The organism is Pedobacter sp. B4419 (assembly GCF_059693725.1).
The window spans coordinates 1,207,534-1,219,192 of the sequence record NZ_JCASSL010000002.1; the positions used below are offsets into that span (position 1 = coordinate 1,207,534).

Annotated in this window: 7 protein-coding genes; 3 read left to right on the forward strand and 4 right to left on the reverse strand. The window is 40.5% G+C overall.

Features of this window, described 5'->3' with window-relative positions; genetic code table 11:
* Window positions 1–15: 15 nt before the first annotated feature.
* Window positions 16–4,566, reverse strand: coding sequence for a DUF5977 domain-containing protein (locus AC570H_RS16775; RefSeq protein WP_497356898.1), 4,551 nt, complete (start codon window positions 4,564–4,566; stop codon window positions 16–18).
* Between the two features lie 334 nt (window positions 4,567–4,900).
* Window positions 4,901–6,037, reverse strand: coding sequence for a hypothetical protein (locus AC570H_RS16780; RefSeq protein ID WP_497356900.1), 1,137 nt, complete (start codon window positions 6,035–6,037; stop codon window positions 4,901–4,903).
* Between the two features lie 158 nt (window positions 6,038–6,195).
* Here AC570H_RS16780 and AC570H_RS16785 point away from each other — a divergent pair, with 158 nt between their 5' ends.
* Complete coding sequence (locus AC570H_RS16785; RefSeq protein ID WP_497356902.1) at window positions 6,196–7,230, forward strand: dipeptide epimerase; 1,035 nt, start codon at window positions 6,196–6,198, stop codon at window positions 7,228–7,230.
* A gap of 472 nt (window positions 7,231–7,702) precedes the next feature.
* Here the strand turns inward: AC570H_RS16785 and AC570H_RS16790 are convergent, their stop codons facing one another.
* Together AC570H_RS16790 and AC570H_RS16795 are read right to left on the reverse strand one after the other, a co-directional pair.
* A complete protein-coding gene (locus AC570H_RS16790) occupies window positions 7,703–7,888 on the reverse strand; it encodes a DUF6358 family protein (protein ID WP_497356904.1) in 186 nt (61 codons plus the stop codon).
* Window positions 7,889–8,008: 120 nt separating this feature from the next.
* Window positions 8,009–8,326, reverse strand: a complete 318-nt coding sequence (locus AC570H_RS16795) for a rhodanese-like domain-containing protein (RefSeq protein ID WP_497356906.1) — start codon at window positions 8,324–8,326, stop codon at window positions 8,009–8,011.
* Between the two features lie 233 nt (window positions 8,327–8,559).
* On the opposite strand from AC570H_RS16795, the gene AC570H_RS16800 reads away from it, so the two are divergent.
* Together AC570H_RS16800 and AC570H_RS16805 are read left to right on the forward strand one after the other, a co-directional pair.
* Entirely contained in the window at window positions 8,560–9,675 is a 1,116-nt protein-coding gene (locus AC570H_RS16800) for a DUF4407 domain-containing protein (protein ID WP_497356908.1), read from the forward strand.
* Between the two features lie 352 nt (window positions 9,676–10,027).
* Window positions 10,028–11,659, forward strand: coding sequence for an SLATT domain-containing protein (locus tag AC570H_RS16805; RefSeq protein ID WP_497356910.1), 1,632 nt, complete (start codon window positions 10,028–10,030; stop codon window positions 11,657–11,659).

Consider the following 11,659-nt stretch of genomic DNA (forward strand, 5'->3'; position numbering starts at 1 on the left):
TGCCGTTTATAAACATCAATGTGCTGGATCTATTTGGTCGAAGAAATTACTGAATAACAATTTCCCATCTTTTAGGTAATAAAATTTGTATCCAGAATGCGCAGGATCTGTTTCATGCAAAGTATAATAGCCATCTGGTGCCTTTATCGTCATTGTAGGCTCTGTAAAATAGATACGTTCAGGCTCGCCCAATGTAACAGGCACATTAAAGGATCCACCTGGACAATAAAGTGCCATACTCAGCAATACACTGGTTGTATTGCCCATATCCGACCTCACCGTTGAGTAACTTACATCAATAGCGGCCGCAACGGGATCGATAGATGGTCCAAATGGCGGGTGCGAAAGAAAAATCCCATCCTGTACTTCTTGGCAGGTTTGCCCGCCATAAACTTCTCCATTACTTACTATGATAAAAATAGTGCTCCCGCCATAGTAGTAACCAGGAGGAGCCTTCATCGTTAAAGCTGGGTTGGTATAAAGAATGGTTCCTACTGTGATTAAACCTCCGGTATAATAATAAGTGCTGTAATTGTCAGATTGGCAAATGCCTACTATTGAGGCATCTTGCCTGGTCATGCTTACCGACATGGGTGGCGGAGGTATAAATGCACAACCATTTTCTTCTGTTACCACTCCTCCAGACACGGTATAAATCATCCCGTTCTTTATATAATAACCGTCTGGCACTCCTAGAAATAACGGGGATGACAAAATAGTTCCTACATTGATTATTTGATAGGAATTATTTACAAAAGCGTATTTAGTAATCGGAGCAACAGATTCGCAATTTGAATTTGCTGGATAAGTACTGCTGTAAATAAAATCAACCGGGTCGTCTTGCCCACAAGCATTTGTAAATTTAATCTCTCCATCTACTACATAAATGTAATTGACCGGCACAGTGGAATTTTGCTGCGCATAATAACCAGTTCGAGCCAAGGTGGTAAGGTATTCGTCTTCGTACAGTTTTCCATCATTCTGATAGGTTCTAATAGCCTGAACGGCAATAGGAGACGACATAAAATTGCATATCTCATATTTTAGCGAAGAGTAGGCATACATCACCTCAAAAGATGGCAGCCTACATCTACCTACACTATTTGCATATGCCTGTCCTGTTGAGTTTAAATAATTTGTGGCAATGGCTGTAGCTTCTGCCTTTGAGTTGATAGAATAGAATTTATTGAAGCCTACGTAATAGTTTACGGTTTCCCCGATATATCCAAAATCGCAATCGTTCTTTGTAAATTCTCCTCTCACAAAGTCGTTATAAAAATAAGGAGGATGGACATTGTACTCATTGCTCTTCACAATATTTCGATGATCATCTTTTACATATTTTAGTCTTTGGAGGTTATCATATTCATAATAGGTTGTTAGCCCTTTTGTGTCGGTAACACTGGCAATACCAACCGAAGGCTGGTAGCTTTTTATCACCACTTGAGCATCTTGCGGTATGATAATAACATCATCTATTGCATCTCCATTTGAAAGCATCATCGTTGGTCCGGTATAATCCAAATAACCCGAATAATGCCATTCTGAATTTTCATAGAACCAATAAGAAATCTTAAACGCTTTTCCGGCAGCCACATTAAAACTAACATTGTAATCTCCATTCATATATTTTGTTCCTGAATGTGCATTCCCGCTAGTCGCATTTACGGTATTTTCAAAGCTGTCGAAGAAGATTTCTTCTTGGCTGGCATTGGTACATTCGAGAACAGGATACAATCGATTTTGATCCCATTTTGCAGCATTTTTTACACCCCCTTTTGCCGATGACTGTAAAATATTTCCGCTTTGATCATACGATTCATATTTTACTTGGGGTTCAACAGCTGTTCCTCTGCCTTGATAAACCGTTTCAGGCAAAAGCAGTTCTTTGTTATTTATCGTCCATTTTTTATAGCCGATTTTTTTTGCACCAATAATCTCATTGCCGTTTTTTATAGTATTTTCAAGTAAGGCCGCATAATTACCTGTTGCATATAGGTTATTTGCCGCATCCGTTTCAGACTGATTGCTGTAGGCAACCAGGGCTTTGTCTAAAACATATTTAAATTCTGACAAATAAGATTCGCCGTCGCTATTTTTTGTAGTTTGGAATTTTAACAATGATGGAACAACATCATTATAGCTATAAGTAATCGTATTTATTATTGGCGTATTTCCGACACCGTAAGTTTCTTCATTTGTTTCTACAAGCTGTATAGATTTTGGGATCATATCATAGTAGCCTATGTAGAAATTATTACTGTTTGTGCCTGTAAAGCCCCCGTTCACCGTATTTATAGAAGCTGTTTCGCACTTAAACCCTTTTACTGTTTCGGCATCGTTGTTTAAAGCATATGTATTCTTTATTTTCTTTACCAGCGAACCATATTCACTATAAATCAGCTTTTCTTTTACCTGCCCTCTGGCAAATGCAAATGAGCTACTTGGCGTAAAGGGAAACTCGTCAGGGCCCAATCTTCTAAGTGTTTTGAAACCTCCAGTGATAGAGAATTGAGCCGAAAGATCTGGATAGTCGGCAATATCTGTAAAAACATATACAGTTTTTCCCTCACCCTCACGTTTTACCCCAACCTGGCTATATCCTATCGCATTTCCATCAACATCGAATATGCTGCTGATCGTATTAAAACTCCTTACCAATGTTGGCCCATAAAACTCTATGGTAGTAGTGGTTGGCCAGATAAGATCATAAATCGTAGTTACAGAATTAACCAATATTCCGCCCAAACCATTGCTAATCGGCATTGGCGAAACGCCATTTGGATAGACATTACCGGTTACTCCGCCAAAATTGTCTATAAATGCTGGAACCGCTGGCATTTGGATTGGGTTTCCGTAGATATTATCCGCAGGAAGGTAAACCCTTTGTTGATTAAGGGCACTTTTTTGGCTATTTGAAATATATGTATTGTAGATGGGCATGGCGTTTTTAAGCTTACCGGTTGAATGCCCTTCTGTATCATCATAGCTATAATTTTCTTCAATATTATTTCCGCCGCCACCATCAGACGTTGTGATTTTTGCAATACGCAAGCCACCTATGGGAATGTTTCTTTTTGATTTGGCATCAAAATAATAATTCCCATTGTAGAGGAATTCTTTAGACCCACCTAGTTCATAAAATATTTTTTTGAGGGTACCAGCACTAGCTATCCAGCTTCGTGGATCTTTACTCGAGGCCTGGGCATATTCGAGATCTGGGAAATAACCGTACTCCTGATCGTTGTAATAGCCCCAATGATCTATTCTTCGCGAGAATCGAGGTGGCAACATACTATAGCCATCTTCGTATTGAAACCCAAATAGTGTACTATAGGAACTTGGCACATTGCCCGGAGCCTGTTGTATACTGGTTAGAAAAAGCCTATACTTATCCGGATTGGTTGTCGATACATCTTGAGGATTATCTTTATCCTGAGAAAAAGTATAATTATAGTTGAATACATAGCTTTTTAACGCTTCGCCGGTATAACTTTTAACAGTAATTCTTTTTAAAGCTAGGCCATTAGTCAGGTCCTGCCTCGTATTTTGAGTATCGTACTCAAAAAAGGCACTTTGATCGGAAGTAACAACAGCGCTTAAATACCTTGGGGCCACGATTAATTGTTCTGTATTATTGCTCCATTCGCTAATATCTACAACCTCTCTAACAGAACTTACTTTTCTGCTTCTTAATTTTATACCAAGAAACCTGACTTCTTCTCTTTCAGAGATGGTAAGTTTTTCTGTCGACCTCTTGGTTCTTCCATAATAAGTGGTTTTAATTTGGGCACCGGTTTCATAGTTATAATTAATGACCTCGGTTTCATTGGCCAAAATGATCTTTTTCAAATACCATGCGGAAGTGAAACTCAGTGTTTTAGTCTGCGACTCGCCATAGGCAGTAGACTGAGTAGTTTCGATACTTGTCTGGTCTGTACCAAAATGATATTGATTACCATTAATGTCTGAAAGAATCCAATAGGCATAACCCATTTCTTGTAAAAATGGACTATTGATAACCCTGATGTCTTTACTATTTAAAAAAACGGCATGTTTGTTTTTATCAAAGACAAATTTTCCTGTATTTCCATTGATATTGAAAATGAATAAATCTGGTTCTGCATCTAAATTGCCATTTCTTATCCCATTTAGGGTTTGTACATCTAAAACTCCTTCGATCTTGGCTCCCATATCGCTGCCAAAATATCCTGAGGCATCTTCATCTGGCAAACCTCTCACTATCCGTGTAATTAGGCAATTGGAACTGATAGACCAGCCTAACCCCACTACTCCAGATACATCTTGGACTTTAATTCCTCCAGTTTTATAGGATAGAGAGATCGGAATACTGTATCCTCCCCTGGCTCTTACCATACCGAGGTCTGCTTGTACAAGAGGCAGGCCGTTAAATAAATTAACTGGCGAATTAACCTGCGAAGCAAGAGACGTTGCATTGGCTGAAGGCAATATGTTGGTGGCCGCTTTATCAAATTGGCAATGCGCAGTTTGCCAAAAGAAAGAAAAAGCTATAGCAAAAAAGATGGAAAAATAGAATTTTCTCATAGTTAGGCGTTAATTGGGCTAGAGACTGCCCTGTCTATAAATTGTTTGTTTTGGTTTTGAAGTTAAATCTAGCTAAAATTTCCATTACTTTTTTGTATGTAAAAATATTGAACATTGCTTGATTTTACCCATCTTAAAGCCATCTTGACTATGTATACTACAAATAAAAAAAGCCCAAGAAATTTCTTGGGCCTCCTTAGTATTCTTTTACCAAATGTCTTTGTCTAAATCATATATTCGATAAGTTCGTTAATCAATATCATTAGGGCATTCGATGATTTTAATTTCGAATTTTCTTCAGATTACTCCCCAAAATGTTCCAGGCGGTAAGTTGCTAATACTTATTGTAAAAATAATTGATTTCATCTACCAATTGACCATAAATTGGTTTGGTAAATTCTAAGAAAAGACTGGCTGGCGAAGGAGGCATTACCTCTCTCTTGCTGGTCATGGCCAATTGCTGTTTGGTCAATGCCCTCTCATCGCCTTTGTAGCTGGCCCAACTGTCTTGCCATACATAAGTTCCGGCTAAGCGTTGTTGTCTTAATACTTTGCGGGTTTGCCAATCGGTAATGGTCAAGGCCAATAGGCCTGATGAACTTACTTTCTTTTCGAAGATGCTCAATGTAGCCTTTACGGTACCGTAAACTGGCGCTTTGCCACGAGGATTGGCAATCACCACACTGTCTTTCTTTAATTTCTCTACACGCTCTTTTACATAGGTTTGTCCCACCACAAAATCGTCGAAATTTAAGCTGAGTACCTGGTCTGGAACAATCTTTTGGCTACTGGCCTGTTGCTCCGAATAAAACAGCACAAACCGGTTTCTTTGGTAATTGGCCATAAAATCGTTCACCTGCTGCTGAAAATACTGGTTGCTCAATTGATAATAAGAACTGTTTACCACCACTGGTTGTACCACTACTTTTACTACCGCAGCCCAATAAGCTTCGTCCATTTTTGTTTTGATGTCCTTAATGTTTGGATCAAGCTGCTGCGCTTTTTCAAAATTGAAGTAGGCATTTTTAGCACTTGCCCTGTTGCGTTCGTTCAGTTGTTTTTGACCAAGCACATAGCGTGCTTCGGCGGCCCTAGACCTAGAATCTCCTTCTTCTTTAATAAATCTTTGTGGATTTGGCACCAAAGTTAAACAAGCAGGACAGCCATTAATCTCATCTGCCAATTGGTTCAAGGTTTGATAATGATACAAAACCGATTCCCAGCGGAACACATCTGACGACGATTTAGCCTCGTCTATTTTTCTCAAGTGATCGTTCAGCGCAAAGCCGTAAGCCTCTGGCAAAACCTTCATGGCTTCGGCATTTTTTGGCGAACTTTTTAATCGATCAACCGATTTAGAAACCGAAGCATCATAATTTCCCTTCTGCAATGCTCTTTTGCCGGTGGTACACGATGCAACAATTAGTATGGAGAAATAAATAAAATACCGTAATCTTGAAATAGTTTTCATATGGAGAATAATTTTTTTTCATTTGTGATGAAGCAATCATGATTTTATAGTTCTGCCCCTTGTGGGTTTTTGAAAATCATGATGGTTTCATGGCATTATGAATTAGCGTTACAAATATACTCAGGTAAATTACCTTTTTACTAATAAGACGATTGATAATGAAGATAAGCAGCAAGGAATTTGAGCTTGAACTAAAACATCCCTTTTCTATTTCTAAGTTTACCCGCACCAGCACCCCATTATTGCTTTTAAAAGCCGAATACGAAGGCATCATAGGCTATGGCGAGGCCAGTATGGTACCCTATATGGGCGAAAGCCACGCCACTGCGCAGGCTTTTTTGGCTAAGGTAGATTGGGGCCAATTTAAATTCCCTTTTGATTTTGCCGCCATCCACCAATATTTAGATAGCCTCGAAACCGGAAATCCTGCTGTTAAGGCAGCTATAGATATTGCTTTAAACGACATCAACGGCAAGCTGCAAAATAAGCCCTGCCATGAGATTTATGGTGCCGACCTTACAAAAATGCCTGTTACTTCTTATACCATTGGCATTGATACGCCAGAAGTGATCAAAGAAAAAGTGGCCGATGCAAAGGATTTTAAGGTATTGAAGATCAAACTCGGAAGAGACAACGACAAAGAACTGATCCAGACCATTCGGAGCGTAAGCAACCTGCCTTTGTACGTAGATGCCAACCAGGGATGGGGCGACAGGAAGCAGGCGATTGAAATGATCTATTGGCTACATGACCAAGGCGTGGTGCTGATTGAGCAGCCTATGGACAAAAACAATTTGGATGGCAACGCCTGGCTTACCCAGCGTAGTCCGATTCCTATTCTGGCCGATGAAGCCGTACAGCGCATTGGCGATATGGAAACTTTAAAAGGCGCCTATCATGGCATTAACATCAAGCTGATGAAAAGTGCAGGCATGTACGAAGCGCACCAGATGATTTTAAAAGCGCGAAGCTTCGGCATGAAAATATTGATTGGTTGCATGAGCGAAACTTCCATCGCCACCTTGGCGGGAGCTGCTCTGGCGCCTCTGTGCGATTGGGCAGATTTAGACGGCCCTTGGCTGACCAAAAACAATCCCTTTGATACGCCAATAATGGAAAACGGAAAATATATATTGAATAATTTACCCGGATTAGGATTAACAGGAGGGCATCAGGATTTATTCGATTTTTAGAAGAACCAACAGGCTTACAAAGCTTTTGAAACTTCATAAGCCTAGGTGGCGTTGTTTGCAGAACTGGTAATTAATCTACAAATTCAGATCAAAGAGGGCCACATCTTAAAGGAATCCTACAACCTTCAAATGGATTGCCCGTATTTGGCTTCAAATAATAGGGTACAAAGCCTCCCATAATAGCACGAGCTTCTTCTCTAGTAAGTGCTACGCCCATGGGCATATTTTTTCCTGTTTCCTTTACAGATCTTGTTTGCTCCTTCTTAAACAAATTTTTCATGTCTTTCTCTTTTGATGATTGCCTACTCTGTTCTGGTTTTTCGGCTTCGACCAAAACAAACTACGTTGCCCAGACAGCATTTTTTAATCCAAGAAAACAAGGATTTTAATACCCGAAAATCAGCTAGAGAAAAGATAAATGAAAAGGGTAGCAAAAGAGACCTTCCAAAGCGCTATCGCTCCGGAAGGTTCATTATTTTTTGATGCTTTTTCTAAAATCCTTAATCAATTGGATCTTAAAATAAAGAAAGGCTGCAAATGTTGCCCCGAAAAAGGCAATAATCAGCGGACTGTTATTGTTGAAGGCCCATATCATTCCGAAAACGGAAGCAATAAGCCCTATATTGTAAAATACGTTAATGGCGATTTTCTTACCCACGATATTTAAATTTTGAAGGTTGAATTTTGAATGGTTGAATAGAAGAAACAAGATGATTGTCGGATTTAACTCTCCTCATCACATTTTCATTCTGTCATTTATCATTCTCTAATTCAATCATTAATAAACTGGCATATTTGGATCAAAAGCTTCTTGCCAAGCTAAGATGCCGCCTTTAAGGTTGTAAAGGTTGTCGAAACCATGCGCCTGCTCTAACTGCATAATGGCAGCGGCACTTCTTTTTCCGCTACGGCACTGAACAATTACAGGTTTATCGGTCGCAATTTTATCTGTTTCGATCAAAATGCCTCCCAATGGAATGTTCAAGCCATCCAGGTTAGAGGTTTCATACTCGAAAGTTTCCCTTACGTCGATCAATTGGAAATCTTCGTTATTATCAATTTTTTGCTTAAGTTCTTGTACTGAAATCTCTTTCATGATTTTTATATTTTTTACAAATATACAAAAAACACGATTGCTTGGTCTTCGGCTCCGTCATGCCAATCTCGATTTTCTGAAAGCTAGCAGGTTGGAGGCGGAGGCTAGAAGGATGAAGGTTAAGGGTGGGCCTCCAAACAAAATATTTTCTACATTTATTTTGTCTCGGCAACTGTAACAACTTGCCTTTAAATGCGTTTAATAATAAATCTCGATTAATTGGTTGGATCAACATGAATAGTGGCATCTCTCGTTTTTTCTGGTTTTGTTCTGGAGCGCATATCGATACTTTAGACAAACACCCCACAGAACACAATAAATATTTAGGCATTGGTGCCACCATCTTCTTTACAGGTCTGTTTGCAGCCCTATCTGGAGGCTATGCCATGTATTTTGTATTTAAAGGGGCAGATTTTGCCTGGTTCTTTGCCATGCTTTTTGGCATTATCTGGGGGCTGGCCATTTTTAACATGGACCGCTACATCGTATCGAGCATCAATAAAAACGCAAGCAGCCGCAAACAGGTTTGGCAAGCAACGCCACGGATTTTATTGGCCATTATGATCGGTATCGTAATCTCCAGGCCGTTGGAACTCAAAATCTTCGACAAGGAAATCAAAGAACGTTTACATGTGAGCTACCTCAACGGGCAACGTTCTAAAATAGATACGCTCAACAAGGCATTCGAGAAAAAATACACCATCGAAATTGGCAAACTGAACGAAACCAAGGCACAACGCGATTCATTGGCTGCTGCAATAAAGGCAGACCGTCAAAAACTTAATTTCGAAATCTTTGGCAACAAAACCACCGAAACATCGGGCATTATGGGCTATGGTCCTTATGCCAAGCGTAAGGAAGCGGAGCTGAAACAGCGAGAGCAAAACCTCGATACCTTAAATACGGATATCCGCCAGATGGAAAAATTTGTGGATGGCCGTAAACAGTTTGATGGCCTGATGACCGAGAAGCTCTACACCACCAAGCAATTGGATAGCCTAAGCAGCATTGCAGGTTTTGCCGATCGCAACTGGGCCTTAGGGCAATTGGGTTTTAACGTTGACGGTACCCGCGACCTCAACACTGCGCTCGCGGTAACCTTTATTGGTTTGTTGTTTATTTTCTTCGAATGTCTGCCCGTATTTGTAAAATTGATGAGCAGCCGCGGACCTTATGACCAGGCTATAGAAAATATAGAATTTAGCCAGGTACACCTATCTAACAAAGAACGCGAGTTTGAAGTAGAAGTAGCCGATGGCATCCACGAAACCCGGGTAAGTACCGAAATTGAAAAACGAAAGGCACAGATCAGGAACCAGGCCCATCGCGATCTGCACGGCGAAGGATAAGTGGTCATTACATTGCTGTTGCTTGCACTTACCCAAGTCAAATAGCCCGAATTGAAGCGACATCCTTTTTTGATGATCAGGCAAAAAAGATACAGCGTAAAGTCGGACTGCCTTTAACAGCCTTCCTATCCTAGCGCTCCAAACAATCTATTAATTGCTCGGCTTCTGATCAACCATGCCTTATTGGCTGATAGATTCAGCTTGCCTGAGGCCCTTCAAAATGTTCTGTTTTTTTACAAAACAAAACATATAACATTGAGAGTAAGAATCTTAACCTATTATTTCTTATATTCAAGCAATGGTTTTACTCCTTAAGGGAGTATTCTTTTCTAATGCTCCACATCTCTATTCCATGTCTAAGCCAAAAGCAAATTATAAGCTCATTAACTATGAAGCTTTAAAAAATTGGGACCAACAAAAGGCCGGCGAAAAGCTTGATGAATTATATCGTCAGATTTTGGCATCGGCCGACGAAACCATTTCCTGGTATTATAGCTACCGCAAGAAAAAGGGATGGTGGGCAAGGTTTTTCCGCTTGTCGGCAATTGTTCTTTTGGCTTTAAGCACCTTGGTTCCTTATTTCACTGCTGCCTTAGATCCATCGGGCAAGCTGTTGTATTTAGGCTATATATTGGCCGGAATAGGTGGCAGCTTATTGCTGTTTGACCAGTACTATGGCTTTACCAACAGTTGGGTCAGGTTTGTATTGACAGGAAATAACCTGGAGAGCATTCGAAACGCCTTTATCGAAAACTGGCAATTGCTCTGTTTCGAAAACTATCCGCTTACCAAAGCTTCGTTTGCCTATATGGTTAATGCGCTGATGACTTTTCAAGAGACATTTAATGGCATTGTAAAAACGGAAACAGAGCAATGGGCCAAAGAATTTCAGGAAAACCTGAAGGCACTTGTTGAGGCTATGAAGCGCCAGAGCGACTCGCTTAAGGAAGAAATCAAAGAAAGAAACCTCAAAGCCATTACAGCAGCCGAAACGCAGGCTGCGGAAGTTCCCGAGCGCGTCATCATCGAAGCTATAGAAAAGAATTTCGACGAATGGATAAGCACCTATAAGGTAACGGCCATTAGCTGTGGCAAAAAAATAGCCAATGGCGATCAAACGGATACGAATTGCCTGGTTTTTATCCCTGCAGAAAAAATAGAAGCGGGCACCAGGCACTTCCACAGTATACCGCCCGATATCGAATTTCGTTCTGCCGATGGCCGCACCTACCTGATCCCTACAGATGTGCAAGAAGGTGGCAGCGAAATCTATGCTTCTGCAACGGATCCGGCATTGCTTTGCGATAATATGCCAATTAAACGTCCGGGGTGTTCTATTTCGAGAGAAAGAGATACCAACAAATCGGGTACCCTGGGACTAAAAGTCTATAAAGACAACCAGGCACATATCCTGAGTTGCTATCATGTATTGTGTGGCGCCGAATTAGACGATGGGCAACTTGAATTTAGCGCAACCGGATCGATTGGAAGCACCAAAATTGTTTCTCCAAGCATTGAAGATAGTCCAAACGGACATCGGGTCATGCTTGGAAGAGTAACTGCTGGCAAGTTTAGCGAACAATTAGACTGTGCCATTGCCCTGATAGAAAATGGTGAAGAGGTAACCAGTACGCTATGCCAAGTAGGCGAAAAACCTGCCGACACTTTGGAAATTACAGGCAACCATGCTTCCAACAGCTATTCGTTGAGCGCGGTAGGCCGCACTTCAGGTTTGATGAAAGGCAAAGTACTGCATCATTCAGCAAGTCCAAATATCTATTACCAAATAGGGGGCAAATTAAAACCGATAAAATTTAGCGGGCTGATCTCTACCAGCTTAAAATCGATGGGCGGTGATTCTGGTGCTCCGGTTTTCGATACACACAACAATATTGTAGGCATCATCATAGCCAATTCTACTTATATTACCTATGTACTGCCCATCAAAAGAATATTTTCAACCTTATCTATAACCTTAAATTAA

What these genes read in the sequence shown, in the direction of transcription:
- AC570H_RS16785 (WP_497356902.1), top strand. Translation starts at nt 6,196, where the DNA reads ATGAAGATAAGCAGCAAGGAATTTGAGCTTGAACTAAAACATCCCTTT.
- AC570H_RS16805 (WP_497356910.1), top strand. Translation starts at nt 10,028, where the DNA reads ATGTCTAAGCCAAAAGCAAATTATAAGCTCATTAACTATGAAGCTTTA.
- AC570H_RS16800 (WP_497356908.1), top strand. Translation starts at nt 8,560, where the DNA reads ATGAATAGTGGCATCTCTCGTTTTTTCTGGTTTTGTTCTGGAGCGCAT.
- AC570H_RS16780 (WP_497356900.1), bottom strand. Translation starts at nt 6,037, where the DNA reads ATGAAAACTATTTCAAGATTACGGTATTTTATTTATTTCTCCATACTA.
- AC570H_RS16795 (WP_497356906.1), bottom strand. Translation starts at nt 8,326, where the DNA reads ATGAAAGAGATTTCAGTACAAGAACTTAAGCAAAAAATTGATAATAAC.
- AC570H_RS16775 (WP_497356898.1), bottom strand. Translation starts at nt 4,566, where the DNA reads ATGAGAAAATTCTATTTTTCCATCTTTTTTGCTATAGCTTTTTCTTTC.